Annotated in this window: 15 protein-coding genes and 1 pseudogene; 12 read left to right on the top strand and 4 right to left on the bottom strand. The window is 67.2% G+C overall.

Features of this window, described 5'->3' with window-relative positions:
- Positions 1-12 precede the first annotated feature (12 nt).
- Complete coding sequence (locus CDOO_RS08700) at positions 13-921, top strand: tyrosine recombinase XerC (protein WP_018020976.1); 909 nt, start codon at positions 13-15, stop codon at positions 919-921.
- On the opposite strand, the gene CDOO_RS08695 is transcribed toward CDOO_RS08700, so the two are convergent.
- Positions 884-1,378 carry a M23 family metallopeptidase gene (locus CDOO_RS08695; RefSeq protein ID WP_018020977.1) on the bottom strand — a complete coding sequence of 165 codons (495 nt, stop codon included), beginning with the start codon at positions 1,376-1,378 and terminating at the stop codon, positions 884-886. The two genes, CDOO_RS08700 and CDOO_RS08695, sit on opposite strands and share 38 nt — an antisense overlap.
- A 370-nt stretch (positions 1,379-1,748) precedes the next feature.
- Here CDOO_RS08695 and rpsB point away from each other — a divergent pair, with 370 nt between their 5' ends.
- The 5 genes from rpsB to CDOO_RS08665 all read left to right on the top strand — a co-directional run bounded on the left by rpsB (position 1,749) and on the right by CDOO_RS08665 (position 6,129).
- Positions 1,749-2,636, top strand: a complete 888-nt coding sequence (rpsB, locus tag CDOO_RS08690) for a 30S ribosomal protein S2 (protein ID WP_018020978.1) — start codon at positions 1,749-1,751, stop codon at positions 2,634-2,636.
- A gap of 175 nt (positions 2,637-2,811) precedes the next feature.
- The gene (tsf, locus tag CDOO_RS08680) at positions 2,812-3,639 is read left to right on the top strand and encodes a translation elongation factor Ts (protein ID WP_018020979.1); all 828 of its coding nucleotides are present in this window, start codon (positions 2,812-2,814) and stop codon (positions 3,637-3,639) included.
- 132 nt (positions 3,640-3,771) lie between these two features.
- Complete coding sequence (pyrH, locus tag CDOO_RS08675) at positions 3,772-4,458, top strand: UMP kinase (RefSeq protein WP_018020980.1); 687 nt, start codon at positions 3,772-3,774, stop codon at positions 4,456-4,458.
- Between the two features lie 73 nt (positions 4,459-4,531).
- Positions 4,532-5,089, top strand: a complete 558-nt coding sequence (frr, locus tag CDOO_RS08670; RefSeq protein ID WP_018020981.1) for a ribosome recycling factor — start codon at positions 4,532-4,534, stop codon at positions 5,087-5,089.
- Positions 5,090-5,199: 110 nt separating this feature from the next.
- Positions 5,200-6,129 (top strand): phosphatidate cytidylyltransferase, encoded by a 930-nt coding sequence (locus tag CDOO_RS08665; protein ID WP_018020982.1) that lies wholly within the window; start codon positions 5,200-5,202, stop codon positions 6,127-6,129.
- Here the strand turns inward: CDOO_RS08665 and CDOO_RS08660 are convergent.
- Positions 6,126-6,545, bottom strand: a complete 420-nt coding sequence (locus CDOO_RS08660; protein WP_018020983.1) for a LapA family protein — start codon at positions 6,543-6,545, stop codon at positions 6,126-6,128. The genes CDOO_RS08665 and CDOO_RS08660 overlap by 4 nt on opposite strands.
- A gap of 94 nt (positions 6,546-6,639) precedes the next feature.
- Between CDOO_RS08660 and rlmN the strand changes: the two genes are divergently transcribed.
- Positions 6,640-7,737, top strand: coding sequence for a dual-specificity RNA methyltransferase RlmN (gene rlmN, locus CDOO_RS08655; protein ID WP_026159217.1), 1,098 nt, complete (start codon positions 6,640-6,642; stop codon positions 7,735-7,737).
- A gap of 80 nt (positions 7,738-7,817) precedes the next feature.
- Here the strand turns inward: rlmN and CDOO_RS08650 are convergent, their stop codons facing one another.
- Positions 7,818-8,330, bottom strand: coding sequence for a DUF2631 domain-containing protein (locus CDOO_RS08650; protein ID WP_018020985.1), 513 nt, complete (start codon positions 8,328-8,330; stop codon positions 7,818-7,820).
- A 137-nt stretch (positions 8,331-8,467) separates the two neighbouring features.
- Between CDOO_RS08650 and dxr the strand changes: the two genes are divergently transcribed.
- From dxr to CDOO_RS08625, 5 genes and pseudogenes are all read left to right on the top strand, one after another.
- Positions 8,468-9,616 (top strand): 1-deoxy-D-xylulose-5-phosphate reductoisomerase, encoded by a 1,149-nt coding sequence (dxr, locus tag CDOO_RS08645; protein ID WP_018020986.1) that lies wholly within the window; start codon positions 8,468-8,470, stop codon positions 9,614-9,616.
- Positions 9,613-10,827 carry a M50 family metallopeptidase gene (locus CDOO_RS08640; RefSeq protein ID WP_026159218.1) on the top strand — a complete coding sequence of 405 codons (1,215 nt, stop codon included), beginning with the start codon at positions 9,613-9,615 and terminating at the stop codon, positions 10,825-10,827. The genes dxr and CDOO_RS08640 overlap by 4 nt, the downstream gene beginning before the upstream one ends.
- A 58-nt stretch (positions 10,828-10,885) precedes the next feature.
- Complete coding sequence (gene ispG / locus CDOO_RS08635) at positions 10,886-12,052, top strand: flavodoxin-dependent (E)-4-hydroxy-3-methylbut-2-enyl-diphosphate synthase (protein WP_020384532.1); 1,167 nt, start codon at positions 10,886-10,888, stop codon at positions 12,050-12,052.
- A gap of 53 nt (positions 12,053-12,105) precedes the next feature.
- Positions 12,106-14,007 (top strand): annotated as a pseudogene (locus CDOO_RS14370) (BCCT family transporter).
- Between the two features lie 11 nt (positions 14,008-14,018).
- Positions 14,019-15,764, top strand: coding sequence for a penicillin-binding transpeptidase domain-containing protein (locus CDOO_RS08625; protein ID WP_026159219.1), 1,746 nt, complete (start codon positions 14,019-14,021; stop codon positions 15,762-15,764).
- On the opposite strand, the gene CDOO_RS08620 is transcribed toward CDOO_RS08625, so the two are convergent.
- Entirely contained in the window at positions 15,761-17,206 is a 1,446-nt protein-coding gene (locus CDOO_RS08620; protein ID WP_018020992.1) for a DUF5129 domain-containing protein, read from the bottom strand. The two genes, CDOO_RS08625 and CDOO_RS08620, sit on opposite strands and share 4 nt — an antisense overlap.

Raw genomic sequence — 17,206 nt, 5'->3', positions numbered from 1 at the left:
GACTCCTGCCACATGAGCACCATTCAGGCTGAGCGACCGAGCCAACTCGGCGAGGCCATCGAGGACTTCGCTGAGCACCAGCGTTTGGTCAGGGGCCGCTCCGAGGCGACTGTGCGCTCCTACCGCTCGGACCTGCTCGACCTGGCCCGGAACGTGCGCACCTTCGACGAACTGACCCTCAATGCCCTGCGCACCTGGCTGGCCGCCGCCGTCACCGAGGGCAAGTCCCGCGCCACCCTCGCCCGGCGCACGGCGTCCGCCCGTGCCTTCACGTCCTGGGCCGTGCGCGCCGGGTACCTGGAGTCCGACGTGGCCGCCCGCCTGGCCAGCCCGAAGATCAACCGGCCCCTGCCCGACGTGCTCTCCGACAGGCAGGCCGACCATCTGGTGACCGAACCCGCCCAGTCCGACGACTCGCCCGAGTCGGTCCGCGACGTCGCGATGCTCGAGCTGCTCTACGCCAGCGGCATGCGGGTGGCCGAGCTCTGCGGCCTGGACACCACCGACGTTGACCTCGCCCGCCGGACCACCCGGGTCACCGGCAAGGGCAACAAACAGCGCACGGTGCCCTTCGGGGAATCGGCCGCGGCGGCGATCCGGGAATGGATCGACCACGCCCGCCCGGAACTTGACCACGGAGACGGCGGGAGCGCGCTCTTCCTGGGGAGCAGGGGTGGCAGAATAAACCCGCGACAGGTGCGCAGGGTCGTCGAGAAGTCCGCCGCCGCCTCCGGAGCGGGGCACGTGAGCCCGCACGATCTCCGCCACAGCGCCGCCACCCACATGCTCGAGGGCGGGGCCGATCTACGGGTGGTCCAGGAGCTGCTCGGCCACTCCTCGCTGCAGACGACGCAGATCTACACCCACGTCTCCGCGCAGCGCCTCAAGGACGTGTTCTCCCGGGCGCATCCACGGGCTTGAGCCGGATCACCGGCGCGTCCAGCAGGGTGAGCGGGTTGAGGTAGACGTCCCGCCCGCTCAGCGCTCCCCAGTGCAGGCCCGCGTGACCCGGGCCTGGCGGGGCGAGCGTGCCGATGACCTGCCCCTCCGTGACCTCGTCACCCTCCCGGACCCGGGCGAAGACCGGGGTGTACGTGGTGCGGATACCGTCCGGGTGCTCGACAGACACCGAGGGGGTTCCCGCGACATTGCCGGCGAAGGCGACGTGGCCGGTGGACGCCGCGCGCACCTCACTGCCGGTGGCCAGCGCGAGATCGACCCCGCGGTGCCCGGGTTGCCAGTTGCGTTCCGGAATAGCAGCCGGCACGAGGACCCGGCCGACCGAGGCGGCCCCCGTGGCAGGGGAGACGTAGGCGAGGGCGAGGGGTGGGGGGAGCGTCGATACGCATGCCAGGACGACGGCGAGGAGTCTTTTCATGGCCTGAGGGTGCCCCGGATCTGACCCGGAAGTGCGGGGCGGCTGGCGCTGCTGTGGACAACTGGGGCGGGTGTGACAGCGAGAGGCAATCCTGTGCACAACCTGCGCCTACTCGTTTTGTGCGGGGTGTGAAGTAGCGGTAGGGTTGTCTCCAGCAGTGTGCCCTGACAATGACCAGTCATTGGCGGGCTGCATTGACTTCGCGCGGCAGACAGCCTGAATTACCAGGTAATCCCCATCGACACGGTCCCCTCACGGGGCGTTGGCGGGGAGGATGTCGCCAGGGTGCGTGGCAAACCCGTCTCACGGACAAAACCCGCACGTCAGATCCCTGTAACCGAAACTAGCTAACTCCAAAGGAGAGCACACCATGGCAGTTGTGACCATGCGCGAGCTCCTCGACGCTGGTGTCCACTTCGGACACCAGACCCGTCGCTGGAACCCGAAAATGCGCCGCTTCATCTTCACCGACCGTAACGGCATCTACATCATCGACCTTCAGCAGACGCTGACCTTCATTGACGAGGCCTACCAGTTCGTCAAGGAGACCGTCGCCCACGGCGGCACCGTCCTGTTCGTCGGCACCAAGAAGCAGGCTCAGGAAGCCGTGCAGGAGGAAGCCGAGCGCGTCGGAATGCCGTTCGTCAACCACCGCTGGCTCGGTGGCATGCTCACCAACTTCCAGACCGTCTCCAAGCGCCTGCACCGCCTCAAGGAACTCCGCGCGATGGAGGAAGCCGAAGAAGGCTACAAGGGCCGCGGCAAGAAGGAAATCCTCATGCTCACGCGTGAGCGCAACAAGCTCGAGCGTGTGCTCGGCGGCATCTCCGACATGTCGAAGACCCCTTCCGCAATGTGGGTCATCGACACCAACAAGGAGCACATCGCCGTCGCTGAGGCGCACAAGCTGAACATCCCGGTCGTCGCGATCCTGGACACCAACTGCGACCCTGACGTCGTCGACTTCCCCATCCCGGGCAACGACGACGCCATGCGTTCCAACCGCGTGCTCACCCGCGTCATCGCCGAGGCCGTCATCGAGGGCAAGCGCTCCCGCGAAGAGCGTCAGCTCGCCGCGGCACGCGAGTCCGCCGGTGACGACCAGGAGAAGATCAGCGCCGACGCTGAGGCAGCCGCTGCTGCCGCCGCCGGCGAGGCTGAGACCGCCGCCGCCACTGCAGAGGCTGCAGCTCCCGCCGCGGAGACCCCTGCAGCAGAGGCCGCTCCCGCAGAGCAGGGCTCCGGCTCGGCCGAATAAGTTCGACCAACCAGGGTGAATGACTGAACTCGCCCGGATGGAAGGACAACGGCCCCCGACCACGATGGTCGGGGGCCGTCTGTCCGCAAGCTACTGCGCAAGCGCGAAACAAGAGCGTCGACTAGTGTTTTTGTTACGCGAAAATCGATTCAATACGAGGAGGATCGCCCTTACTATGGCGAACTACACCGCTGCAGACGTGAAGAAACTGCGTGAAGCCACCGGCTCCGGCATGATGGACTGCAAGAAGGCGCTCGAAGAGACCAACGGCGACTTTGACAAGGCCATCGAGATCCTGCGCATCCAGGGTGCCAAGGATGTCGGCAAGCGCGCCGACCGCAACGCCCTTGAGGGCCTTGTGACCGTCTCGGGCAACACCATCGTCGAGATCAACTCCGAGACCGACTTCGTGGCCAAGAACGACGAGTTCAAGAACTTCGCCGCGAAGATCGCCGAGGCAGCCGCTGCCGCCAAGGCCAACTCCGCCGAGGAGCTCGCAGCAGTCGACGTCGACGGCAAGCCCGCCTCGCAGGCCACCGAGGAGCTCTCCGCCAAGATCGGCGAGAAGCTCGAGTTGCGTCGCGCGGCCACCCTGGAGGGTGAGAACGTCGAGTCCTACCTCCACCAGCGTTCCGCTGACCTTCCCCCGGCCGTGGGCGTGCTCGTCGCGTACACCGGCTCCGGTGAGGCCGCTGCCAAGGGCGCACACGATGTCGCCCTGCAGATCGCCGCTCTCAAGGCCCAGTACCTGACCCGCGAGTCGGTCCCGGCCGAGGTCGTCGAGAAGGAGCGCTCCATCGCCGAGCAGATCACCCGCGAAGAGGGCAAGCCCGAGAAGGCCATCCCCAAAATCGTCGAGGGTCGCCTGAACGGCTTCTACAAGGATTCCGTCCTGCTCGAGCAGGCCTCGGTCTCCGACAACAAGAAGACCGTCAAGCAGGTCGCCGACGAAGCCGGTATCGAGATCACCGACTTCATCCGCTACGAGGTCGGCCAGCAGTAGTCTGCGCCGCCTTGACCCCGTCCACCTTGTGGGCGGGGTTTTTGCGTTGGGTAGGATGAAAAACGGATTTTTAGGCGATAAAGGAGACCCCTGGTGACCACCGAAAATACTCGTACCGGATACAAGCGTGTGATGTTGAAACTGGGCGGTGAGATGTTCGGCGGAGGCAAGGTCGGCATCGATCCCGACGTGGTGGAGAACGTCGCGGAGCAGATCGCCGAGGTCGCCCGCACCGGCGCCGAGATTGCCGTGGTCATCGGTGGAGGAAACTTCTTCCGCGGGGCCGAGCTGCAGCAGCGTGGCATGGACCGCGCCCGCTCGGACTACATGGGCATGCTCGGCACGGTGATGAACTCCCTCGCGCTGCAGGACTTCCTCCAGCAGAAGGGTGTCGACTGCCGCGTCCAGACCTCCATCAACATGGCCCAGGTCGCGGAGCCATACCTGCCGCTGCGCGCCGACCGCCACCTGGAAAAGGGGCGCGTGGTCATCTTCGGCGCCGGCATGGGCATGCCGTACTTCTCCACCGACACCACCGCGGCGCAGCGCGCACTGGAGATCGGCTGTGACGTGCTCTTCCTGGCCAAGGGAGTCGACGGCGTCTACGACTCCGACCCGCGGGTCAACCCCGAGGCCCAGCTGTTCACCGAGATCACGCCCCGCGAGGTCATCGAGAAGGGCCTCAAGGTCGCCGACGCCACCGCGTTCAGCCTGTGCATGGACAACGACATGCCCATCCTCGTCTTCAACCTGCTCACCCACGGCAACATCGCCCGCGCCGTGGCCGGCGAACAGATCGGCACCCTGGTGAGGTCGTAGCCACGGCCAAGCTCGGGAAACTGATAGATTTGTGTGTCAGTAACGACTGACGCCCGCAAGAGAGAAGAGCATCATGATCGAAGAGATTTTTGCCGATTCGCGCACCCACATGGCCTCCTCCGTGGATCACACCCGCGAGGAACTGGTCACCATCCGCACCGGCCGCGCCAACCCCAACATGTTCAACGGCCTGGTCGCCGAATTCTACGGCTCGCTGACGCCCATCCCGCAGATGGCCTCCATCTCCACGCCGGAGCCGCGCATGCTCATCGTCAAGCCGTATGATCCCTCGGCGATGAACGAGATCGAGAACGCGATCCGCAACTCCGACCTCGGCGTCAACCCCACCAACGACGGCCAGGTTCTGCGAGTCACCATTCCGCAGCTGACCGAGGAGCGCCGCAAGGACATGGTCAAGCTGGCCCGCTCCAAGGGCGAGGACGGCAAGATCGCCATCCGCAACATCCGCCGCAAGGGCATGGATTCGCTGAAGAAGCTGCAGAAGGACGGCGACGCCGGCGAGGACGAGGTCAAGGCCGCAGAGAAGGAGCTGGACGAGATCACCGCCGGCTACATCTCCCAGGTGGACGATGTCGTCGCCGCCAAGGAGAAGGAACTCATGGTGGTGTAGTCCGGCCTTAAGCCAGACATATTTTCCACCTAGCCGCCCCTTCACCTAACCCGAGGGGGCGGCTGTCTTAAACACCGTGTCACTGTGGCCGGGAAGGATCCTCACGAGCAATGGGATTGACGGATAATCCGGACGACTCCGGGATCGGCCGGCTAGGGTCCATCTCCCGCGGCATCTCGGTGGAGAGCTTTCCCAAACCCAGGAACAACGCGGGACGCGACCTTCCGGTGGCGATCTCTGTCGCGGTGTTCCTCGGTCTGCTCGTCATTCTTTCCGTGTGGATCGGCCCCTTTGCCTGGTACCCGCTTGTCGCGGCCGCCGTGGCGCTGGGCATGTGGGAGGTGATCACCCGCCTGCGCGAGCACTCCTACGTGCTTCCGCGCTCGATGACCATGCTGCTCGGGCAGTTGATCGTCTGGCTCTCCTGGCCCTTCGGCGCGACCGGGGTCCTGGGTGGGTTCACCATCGCGGTGCTGTTCCTCATGTTCGGCAGGCTCTTCCACCACGGACGCAAGATCGCCCCGCAGAACTATCTGCGGGACACGGCCGTCGGCATCTTCGTGCTCGCGTGGATACCCATGTTCGGTGCGTTCGCCGCGATGCTGTCGCTGATGAGCCGGCTGAACGTGCCCACCAGCTACTACATCATCACGTTCATGGTCTGCGTCATCGCCTCGGACACGGGAGGCTACATCGCCGGGGTCTTCTTCGGCTCGCGCCCCATGGCCCCAGCCGTGAGTCCCAAGAAGTCCTGGGAGGGAGCGGTGGGCTCGCTCTTTGCCGGCATCGTCGCCGGGGTGCTCACCGTGACGTTCCTGCTGGGGGAGCCGTGGTGGCTCGGAGTCATCCTCGGCGCCGCGCTCGTGGTGTGCGCCACGATGGGCGACCTGGTGGAGTCTCAGTTCAAGCGGGAGATCCATATCAAGGACATGTCCGGGCTGTTGCCCGGCCACGGCGGCCTCATGGATCGTCTCGACGGCATGCTGCCGTCGGCCGCCGTGACCTGGCTGGTGCTCAGCGCGCTGTCGACCGGGGTCTAGACCCGGTTCGCGCGGCGGACCTGGCGGCGCAATTCCATGATGCGCAGGCCGCCGACCAGCGCCATGATGACCGCGCCGATGATCGCGGAAATGAGGTAGGCGACACCGGCGGGGAAGTTCCACGTCCAGGTGAAGAGGTTGACCTCGGCCTGCTGCTGGTTCTGGATGATGAACACCAGCAGCAGGACCAGCAGCAGGATGCCCACGATGAGGGCGACCCACGTGCCGCCGGCGAGAGAGCCCTTCGGCTTGCCTGCCGAGGCGTGAGGTTTAACGGTCCTGTCGGCCACGGGCTCACGCACCGGCTCGTTGACCGGCTCGTTCACGGAAGCGGTGGCGGGGGATACGGCGGGATCCACGGCGGGATCCACACGCGGATCGGTCGGGTCGTAGTACGGGTCATTGTTGTTGGTCATGTCACCGATTATTCCTGACACCCGCCCGGATGCCCACGGTCGCCCCGGCCGGAATTGGGTAGCATCCCCTCTAGCGTGCAAGAATGGAGCAGATATGTCTCAACCAGTGAAGCTGCAATTTACCCCCGCCCGTCCGAAGATGCCGCCGAAGCACTTCGCCGACCTCACCCGCGACGAGCGCATCGCCGTCCTCGGGGAGCTGGGCCTGCCCAAGTTCCGCGCCGACCAGATCGCGCGCCACTACTACGGCCGGTTCGAGGCCGACACCTCCACCATGTCCGATCTGCCGGAGGCCGCCCGCGCCCAGGTGGCGGAGAAGATGTTCCCGGTCCTCATGGACCCGCTGCGTCAGCACCAGACCGATGACGGGGAGACCTCCAAGTCGCTGTGGCGGCTTCACGACGGCACCCTCCTCGAGTCCGTGCTCATGCGCTACCCCGACCGCGCCACGCTGTGCATCTCCTCCCAGGCAGGCTGCGGGATGAACTGCCCGTTCTGCGCGACGGGACAGGCCGGGCTCGACCGCAACCTCTCCACCTCCGAGATCGTCGACCAGGTGCGCAACGCCGCGGCCCAGATGCACTCCGAGGGAAGCCGGCTGTCCAACGTCGTGTTCATGGGCATGGGCGAGCCGCTGGCGAACTACAAACGAGTGATCTCCGCGGTGCGCCAGATCGTCGCTCCGTCGCCCGAGGGTTTCGGTATCTCCCAGCGCAACGTCACCGTCTCCACCGTGGGTCTGGCTCCGGCCATCCGCAAGCTGGCGGACGAGGACATGTCCGTCACGCTGGCGGTCTCGCTGCATACCCCGGACGATGAGCTGCGCGAGACCCTCGTGCCCATCAACACCCGTTACTCCGTGGAGGAGGTGCTGGATGCGGCCCGCTACTACGCCGACAGGTCCGGGCGTCGGGTCTCCATCGAGTACGCGCTGATCCGCGACATCAACGACCACGACTTCCGCGCCGACATGCTGGGCAAGAAGCTGCACGATGCCCTCGGTTCGAAGGTGCACGTCAACCTCATCCCGCTCAACCCCACGCCGGGCTCCAAGTGGGACGCCTCGCCGAAGGCCCGCCAGGACGAGTTCGTCCGCCGGGTTCGTGCCCAGGGAGTCACCTGTACCGTGCGTGACACCAAGGGCCAGGAGATCGCCGCGGCCTGCGGGCAGCTGGCCGCCGAGGAGCGTTAGAGCAGATACAAGAAAGTGGTGCCCACCCCGGAGAAAGCATCGGGGTGGGCACCACTTTGTGCGGCCGGGACGGCCTGGAACTAGCGGCGCACCTGCTGCGCGGTGGAACCGGTGGTGTCCGCCGCAATGTCGGAGGCGGTGGAACCGGTGGTGATCGCGGAGTTGCCGGTCTTCGGCGCGACGCGCAGGTGGCTGACGCGGGCCGGGTCGATGTTCAGCGCGCGGAGCTGGCCGTCGGTGAGCTCCGAGTAGGTGCCGGAGAGCGTCTTCTGGTCGTAGGCCCAGTCCGGTTCGACGTGGCCGACGGGCTTGTTGTGGCCGGTCAGGGTGCGCACGCGGCTGAAACGGGGCTCGAAGGCGTAGAGGATCAGGCCGATGGCCAGGAGAGCGGCGAGGGCCAGGAGCCAGATGGTCTCCACGTGGCCCTGGTGGTTGCCGAAGTTGAACATCAGCAGGACAAAGACGCTGAACCAGCCGGCGATCTGCACGGTCGTGCGGCTGAGCGCGCTGTAACCCCAGGCAGCACTCGGGACGTCTCGGGTGGAGACTCCGTTGTAGACCTCGTAGGACTCTTCGGCGTGGGATGCAGACACGTTGTACTCCTTGGCAAGCGGGCACCGAAATTTATCGGCGCCGACACGGTTATCTGCCTCGTATTGTTGCACACCGCAGGCGCCGGAGTGACCTACCACCCCCGGCAATTCGGCGGGCGCGTGCAACAATGAGACCCATGAATTCACCGCGTCGCATTCTTGTTCTGGGTTCCACCGGTTCCATCGGAACCCAGGCGTTGGAGGTCATCTCCGAGAATCCCGATCTGTTCACCGTGGTGGGCATCGCCGCGGCGGGTTCGGACCCCGGGAAGATCATCGCCCAGGCCCGGTCGCTGGGCCTGGGTGCGGACCGGGTGGCCGTCGCAAAGCAGGACGCTGCCCGGCAGGTGTCCGAGGTGCTCGGGGGACCGGTGCGCGGGGACGCCGCCCAGCTGGTCGAGGACGTGGAGGCGGACACCGTCCTCAACGCGCTGGTGGGGTCGCTGGGCCTGGCGGCGACCATCGCGACGCTGCAGAAGGGCGCCTACCTCGCGCTGGCCAACAAGGAGTCGCTGGTGGCGGGCGGCACGCTGGTCACGTCGATGGCGGCCGAGGGGCAGATCATTCCCGTCGACTCCGAGCACTCCGCGATGGCGCAGTGTCTGCGCGCGGGCCGCGAGGACGAGGTCGAACGGTTCGTGCTCACCGCGTCGGGAGGCCCGTTCCGCGGCCGGACCCGGCAGGAGATGATGGACGTCACCCCGGAGCAGGCCGCGCAGCATCCCACGTGGTCCATGGGCCAGATGAACACCCTGAACTCCGCGACCCTGGTGAACAAGGGGCTCGAACTCATCGAGGCCACCCTGTTGTTCGGCATCGACGCCGACGCCATCGACGTCACCGTGCACCCGCAGTCGATCGTGCACTCCATGGTGACGTTCTTCGACGGCGGCACCATCGCCCAGGCATCCCCGCCGTCGATGAAGCTGCCCATCTCCCACGCCCTCGCCTGGCCGGGTCGGGTGCGTGGCGCGCAGCCCGCCCTGGACTTCGCCACGGCATCGACGTGGGGGTTCGCCCCGCTTGACGACGCCTCCTTCCCCGCAGTCCGGTTGGCACGGGACGTCGCCAAGCGAGGCGGAACCTACCCGGCCGTGTACAACGCGGTGAACGAGGAGGCCGCGGCCGCGTTCCTCGGCGGGCGATTGAGGTTCCCGGAGATCGTGGACACCATCGAAAAGGTGCTCGAACGCGCGGACGAGTTCGCCGCCGAGCCGGCCAGCGTGGAAGACATCCTCGCCGTCGAGGCCGAGGCACGCTCGCGCGCGGGAGAGCTGCTGCGTTGAGCTCGTATCTTCTCGGGGTGATTCTTTTCGCCCTCGGCATTGCCGTGACCATCGCCCTGCACGAGGCGGGGCACATGCTGGTGGCCCGGGCCTTCGGCATGCGGGTGCGCCGGTACTTCATCGGGTTCGGGCCCAGGGTGGCCTCGTTCACCCGCGGGCACACCGAGTACGGCGTCGCCGCGGTGCCCTTCGGCGGGTTCTGCGAGATCGCCGGCATGACCCCCAACGACGAGCTCACCGCGGAGGAGGCTCCGCACGCCATGGTGAACAAGCCGTGGTGGCAGCGGGTGGCGGTGCTCTCAGGCGGCGTGGCGGTCAACCTGCTGCTGGGGTTCTGCATCCTCTACGGCGTGGCCGTGTCCTCGGGAATCCCCAACCCCTACGCCGATCACACCGCGACCGTCGGTGAGGTGACCTGCACTGCGGACCAGGATCCGGCGACGGGGGAGCTCGAGCAGTGCAGCGGCGTCGGCGCCGCCGGGCGCGCGGGCATCGAGGTCGGCGACAGGATCCTCGCGGTCGACGGTCGGCGCGTGGAGAACTTCCAGCGCCTGGCCGCGGAGGTGGCCGAGCGCCCGGGCGAAACGGTGGAACTCACCGTCGAGAGGGACGGGCAGCGGCTGGAGGTTCCCGTGACCGTTGACGAGGTGACGCGCTACTCCGCGGACGGGCAGGCCCGCAGCGCGGGTTCCGTCGGCCTGGTCAGCAGGCCGGTGACGGACGCGGTGCGGAAGTTCGGGCCGGTCGAGGCCGTTCCCGCGACGTTCGCCCTGACCGGCCAGGCCCTGCAGGCGACGGTCGAGGGGGTCCTGCAGCTGCCGGCAAAGATCCCCGGGGTCGTCGCCTCGATCTTCGGCGCGGAGCGCGACGACGAGTCACCGATGAGTGTCGTCGGTGCCTCGCGGATCGGCGGCGAGCTCGTCGAACACTCCCTGTGGACAAGTTTCCTCATGCTGCTGGCGTCGCTGAACTTCTTCCTCGCCCTGTTCAACCTCGTCCCGCTTCCGCCTCTCGACGGCGGGCACATCCTCGTCGTGCTGTACGAGAAGGCCCGCGACCTGCTGCGGCGACTGCGCGGGCTTCCCGCGGGGGAGCCGGTGAACTACGAGAAGCTGCTCCCGGTGACCTACGTCATGGCCGCGCTGCTCATGGGCTTCGGCGGGCTCGTGCTCATCGCGGACGTGGTCAATCCCGTGAGACTGTTCGGGTAGTAGGGTGGGGCGAAAATCCCCCGGCAGTAGTTAGCCGGTTGTCAGTTGAGGAGTATTTATGCCGACACCCATCGGACTTGGCCTTCCGGCAGCACCGCCGCCCACCCTGGCCCCGCGACGCAAGACGCGTCAGCTCATGGTCGGCAACGTCGGCGTCGGATCGGATCACCAGATCTCCGTACAGTCCATGACCACGACCAAGACCCACGACATCAACTCCACGCTCCAGCAGATCGCGCAGTTGACCACCGCGGGCTGCGATATCGTGCGTGTCGCCGTGCCCAAGCCGATCGACGCTGAGGCGCTGCCGATCATCGCGAAGAAGTCGCCGATCCCCGTGATCGCCGACATCCACTTCCAGCCGAAGTACATCTTCTCGGCCATCGACGCCGGCTGTGCCGCCGTCCGCGTGAACCCGGGCAACATCAAGGAGTTCGACGGCCGGGTCAAGGAGGTGGCCAAGGCCGCCGGAGACGCGGGCATCCCCATCCGTATCGGCGTCAACGGCGGCTCCCTGGACAAACGCATCCTGGACAAGTACCACGGCAAGGCCACCCCGGAGGGCCTGGTGGAGTCTGCTCTGTGGGAGGCCTCCCTCTTCGAGGAGCACGGCTTCCACGACATCGCCATCTCCGTCAAACACTCCGACCCGGTGCTCATGGTCGAGGCCTACCGTCAGCTAGCGGCGGTCTCCGACTACCCGCTGCACCTCGGCGTGACCGAGGCGGGCCCGAAGTTCATGGGCACCATCAAGTCCTCCGTCGCCTTCGGCACCCTGCTCGCACAGGGCATCGGCGACACCATCCGCGTCTCTCTCTCCGCCGACCCGGTGGAGGAGATCAAGGTGGGCGATCAGATCCTGCAGTCGCTCAACCTGCGTGAACGCGGCCTGGAGATCGTGTCCTGCCCGTCCTGCGGGCGCGCCCAGGTGGACGTGTACACCCTCGCCGAGGAGGTCACCGCCGCGCTCGAGGGCATGGAGTACCCGCTGCGCGTCGCGGTCATGGGCTGTGTCGTCAACGGCCCCGGCGAGGCACGCGACGCCGACCTGGGTGTGGCGTCCGGCAACGGCAAGGGGCAGATCTTTGTCAAGGGCGAGGTGATCAAGACCGTGCCCGAGTCCCAGATCGTGCAGACCCTCATCGAGGAAGCCGAGCGCATCGCCGAGGAACAGGGTCTCGAGGAGACCGCGGGCATGAAAGCGGAAGTTAAGGTCACTCGCTGACTGGTGTTACATTAACCGGGTTTGTCCCCAACACACCCGGAACCAGAAGGTGAATGACAGCCATGGCTGAGGAAACCCCGTCCCGGGAATCCCCGTCCCGGGAAACCCCGGGATCCACCAAGTTGGAGGGCAGCCGCTCCATCCGGTCACTGCGCCGGCGGAGCACGCCCAACGACGAGGACCTGCATCCCGGGCTGATCCCGGGCATCAGCGTGGAGAAGACCCGGAGCGAATACCCCACCAACTACCCGGTCTTCGGCGTCGCGCTGGTGGCGTCCGTGGCGGTGCTGCTGTGGGCGATCTTCGCCCCCGGCAACCTCAACACCGTGGGCACGGGGATGCAGGCGTGGGTGACCTCCAACTTCGGGTGGTTCTTCACCGCGCTGGTCATCCTCATCATGTTCTCCATGCTCGTCATCGCCGTCGCGCCGACGGGCAACATCCGCCTCGGCCACGACAACGAGGCACCCACCTATTCCCGGGCCTCCTGGATCTCCATACTCTTCGCCGCGGGGCTGGGCATCATGCTCATCTTCTACGGCCCGCTGGAGCCGCTAAGCCACTTCCTCTCCACCCCGCCCGCCTTCGACGTCGAGAGCGGGACCTCCGCCGCGATCCAGACCTCGCTGGCGCAGACCATCCTCCACCAGGCGTTTGTGCCGTGGTCGATGTACGCGCTGCTGGGCGGCGCGCTGGCCTACGCCACCTACCGCAAGGGCCGGCTCCCGCTGATCTCCTCCCTGTTCGAGCCGGTCTTTCCCGACGGCCCGAACCGGGTGCTGGGCAAGGTCATCGACATCTTCGCCGTCCTGGTCACGCTCTTCGGCACCGCGACCTCCATGGGTATCGGTGCCCTGCAGATCCAGATGGGCACCGCGATCGTCACCGGGTGGAACACCCAGGGCAACGCCTTCCTCGCCGGGGCGATCACGCTGCTCACGGTCCTGTTCATCATCTCCGCGGTCTCGGGGGTGAAGAAGGGCATCCGCCTGCTCTCCAACGTGAACATGGGGCTGGTCATCTTCCTCGGTATCTTCGCCCTCGTGGCGGGGCCGACGGTGTTCCTGCTCGACCAGATCCCCACGGCCATGCTCACCTTCCTCACCAGCTTCGGCGACATGCTCGCCGTCAACGCCAGCCGCGGCCCGGCGGAGGCGGAGTTCATGACCTCGTGGACCACGATGTACTGGGCCTGGTGACTGTCCTGGTCCCCTTTCGTGGGCATTTTCGTGGCCAAGATCTCCCGGGGCCGCACCCTGCGTGAGTTTGTCTTCGTGGTCATCTTCATCCCCTCGCTCATCTCCGTGGTTTGGTACGTCATCTTCGGCGGAAACGCCATCTACCAGGTGCTGAACGACGCGGGGCTGAGCATCGAGGCCTCGGGCGAGAACGTCATGTTCGACGTGCTGGGCAACCTGCCGCTGGGTTCGATCACTGCGGTGCTCGCGCTCATCGCCGTGATCATCTTCTTCACCACCGCCGCAGACTCCGCCACCATCGTCATGGGGTCGATGTCGCAGACCGGCCGGCCGGATCCGTCGAAATCCGTCACCGTCATCTGGGGCGTCGCCCTCGGCGCGATCTCCCTGTTCCTCCTGCTCGCGGGCGGGGAGAACGCGGTGAGCGGGCTGCAGTCGATCATGGTCACCTGCGCGCTGCCCTTCGCCATCATTCTCGCCGGCGTGCTCTACGCCTGGATCCGGGAGCTGCAGAACGATCCGTACATGATCCGTCGGCGGTACGAGCGCCAGGCCATCGCCCAGGGCGTGCGCCGCGGCATCGCCGAGCACGGCGACGACTTTGTCTTCGGCGCCCAACCCGTCCCCACGGAGGAGGGGGCGGGCGCGAAGTTCGAGAGCGCCAACCCCACGTACCGCGAGTGGTACACCAAGGCGGGCAGCGACCTGCCGGACACTCCCGTGCCGGAGCCCGGGAAGCCCGCCGAACTCGATTAGATTGAGCGGGCATGAGGCGACTGGGTGCGGTACTGGTGATCGGTGCACTGAGCGTATCGACGCCCGCCTGCACCCCGAAGCCGCCTTCGGCGCAACCCGTCGCTGAATCCGCGCTCGCGGCCATCGCCGCCGGCGACACCTCGCAGTTCCCCGAGTACTTCGACAAACCGGACGAGGCCGCGGAGGTCGTCTCGGCGACGACGCAGGGGATGCAGGCCGAGGACGTCAGCGTCGAGGACCTCGAGGTCACCCACGACGGCACCCGGGCCACCGCCAGCTACCGGCTGGTGTGGCACCTGCCCGGCGAGCGGGAGTTCTCCTCCGACGCGCAGATGATCCTCACCCGCGCTGCCGACGAGTGGACCGCGACGTGGCAGCCGACGATCCTCACCCCGCAGCTCGGGGCCCACCAGCACCTCGAACTCCGGGCGCTGGAGGCGCCCCCGGCCTCCGTGGTCAGCTCCGACGGGGCAGAACTCATGCGCCCCGGGGTGGTTCACCGCCTGCTGGTCCGCACCGACGAGATGGCCGACGCCGCAGGCACCGCGGACACGTTGCGCGCCGCGGGCCTGGAGATTGACGAAAAGACGCTGCGCGACGCCGAGGGCACCTACTCCGTGGGCACGTCCCCCGAACCGGTGAGCTTCGACGGGCACCCGGAGATCCTCGTCAACGACGAGGCGGCCATGGTGAGCACCGACCCCGGATTCGCCCCGGACACCATGTCCCGGGTCGGAGCGGTGGTGGCCGACCGGCTGCAGGGACGCAACGGCTGGCAGGTCGCGGTGGTCAACGAACAGGGCGCGCTGCTCGGCGAGCTGGAGTCCCACGAGCCCGACAACGCCTCGGCGATCACCGTCAGCCTCGACCACGACGTACAGCGCGCCGCCGACACGGCCGTGGATGAGCTGGGGGAGCAGCAGGCCGTCATCGTCGCCATCCGCCCGTCCACCGGGCAGATCCTCGCCGTAGCGCAGAACGACGCCGCCGACGCCGCCGGCAACATCGCCCTCATGGGCCAGTACCCGCCCGGGTCGGTGTTCAAGATCGTCACCGCCGCGGCGGGCGGCATCCCTCCCGACCAGATCGTCGGGTGCCCGGGGTCGGCGGAGTTCTACGGCCGGGTGGTCACCAACTACAACGGATTCTCCCTGGGCGATGTCCCGCTGGAACGGGCCTTCGCGCAGTCCTGCAACACCACCTTCGCCGAGATCTCGACCGGGCTGGAGCCGGGGCGGCTGCAAGACGTCGCCAAGCAGTTCGGCCTCGGGGTGGACTATTCCGTCGCCGGTCTGGACACCCTCACCGGTTCGGTCCCGCGCGGGGACACCCCGCTGGAACGCACGGAGGCCGGGTACGGCCAGGGCCTCGACCTGGTCAGCCCGTTCGGGATGGCGCTGGTGTCGGCCACCGCGGCCTCCGGGCGCACCCCGGTGCCCGTGCTCATCGACGGCGAGGAGACCGCCGTCGACACGGCCGCCCCGCCCCCGGATCCCCGGGCGATCGCCGACGTCCGCCAGATGATGCGCGCCGTGGTCACCTCCGGCACCGCCGCGGGGATGAGCGCCGGCGGGGAGATCCACGGTAAGACGGGTGAGGCGGAGGTCAACGAGGGCTCCCACGCCTGGTTCACCGGATACCGCGACGACCTGGCCTTCGCCACGCTCGTGGTCTACGGCGGCGGCTCGACCATCTCGGTCAACGCGACCAACCGGTTCCTCACCACGCTGGATGAGTTGAAGGCGCCGGCGGGTTAGAAGCCGGACGAACCGCCCGCGCCGGAGAAGCCGGAGCTGAAAGAAGAGTTCGTGTTCGACTGGCTGGCCTCGTGCGCGGAGACGTTGTTGGAGTGCCAGGCCGCCATGCTCCAGTAGGGGACAAAACCGCTGACGCCGTAGCCGGGGCGGTAGTCCCGGTCGTAGAGCCGGGGGGCACGCAGCTCCTCGGCGGGTTCGACGTCGGAAAACTTCTGTTTCCTGATCTCCGTCAGCGCGCTCTGGTAGTCGCGCAGCAGGACAAAGAAGTCCTGGACAAACGTGGGGCTGTCCGTGCGTCGGGTGAGCTGTTCGGCGCGTTCCTTGACCTCGGTGAGGTGGACGTAGAGCGGCGAGGACGTGGTGTCGAGGTCGAGCCGGGCGGCGAGGATGTCGCTGTGCAGCGCGGAGACCTCCTGCTCCCGCACGGCCGTGTCGCCCTGCTCCAGGCGGAACAGCGTGTCGATGTTCTCCTCGGCGTAGGACACCTGGCGGGTCACCTCGGCGGCCTCCCCGAGCTCGTCGGCGCGGTGGAGGAACGCCTTGTCGGGGGCGTCCTGCGAGAGCTCGCCAAGTGATCCGACACGGTCGTGCATGGTGAGGAATCGCTGCTGAACCTCGGCCCACTGCCCGCGCAGGGTGTCGTCGACCAGCGGCGAGGTGAGGGAGTGGGCCCGGATGTCGATGTGGTCGAGCCGCTGCGACAGCTCGGCGTATTCCCTGGTGGCCACCTGGAAGTCCTCGCGGGCCTGCTCGGCCTTCTTCCTGCGCGACCGGGCGGCGACACCTGCCCACAGCGCGGCACCACCGGCCAGACCCCCGGCGCCGAAGCTGCTGAACGCCTGGCCCAGGGTGTGGTCCGACTCGGCCTGCTCGTAGGCGTCGTCGGCCGCGCCCTCCTGATCGGTCGCGGTGCGGGCTCCCGAAACCAGGCCCGCCGGGATGTCCCCGTCCTTCACGCCGGGTTTGATGGCGTCCAGGGCTGCGTCAAGATGCCGGCCCTCGTGCAGGCTGAGGGTGTTTGCCACGTCCTCGCCGGCGAAGGTGAAGGCTTGGCGCGGGTCGAGCCCGACGCCCACGATGAGTGCACCGTCGGCGAAGTGGTCGTCATCGGGTGCGATGAGCTCCGGCGCGTTGTCGCGGAGGTACTTCTCGACCGTGTCGTTGACGTTCTCGTCGTTTCTGGCGAAGACCAGGTAGTGCAGCTGCGTGACCACCTCCGGTGCCTGCACCTGCTCGGCCTCCGTGCGCAGTCGCTCCTCCTCTTCTGCGCTGAGCACCCCGTCGGGGTTGTGCACGGTGGTGGTGAAGGTGCCCACGGTCTGTTCCACCGCGTAGTCCGATTGCCGGGGCGGGTCGGTCAGTGCGGAGAACCCGAGAAATCCTGCTCCGGTGCCGGCAAGAGCGGCGGCGGCGGTGAGTGCTGCGATGCTGGTTCTCTTCAT

The sequence above is a fragment of the Corynebacterium doosanense CAU 212 = DSM 45436 genome (genome assembly GCF_000767055.1).
In the GTDB taxonomy this organism is placed as follows: Bacteria; Actinomycetota; Actinomycetes; order Mycobacteriales; family Mycobacteriaceae; genus Corynebacterium; species Corynebacterium doosanense.
Note: the sequence above shows the minus strand (reverse complement) of the source record. Positions and strands in the feature narration are given on the sequence as shown.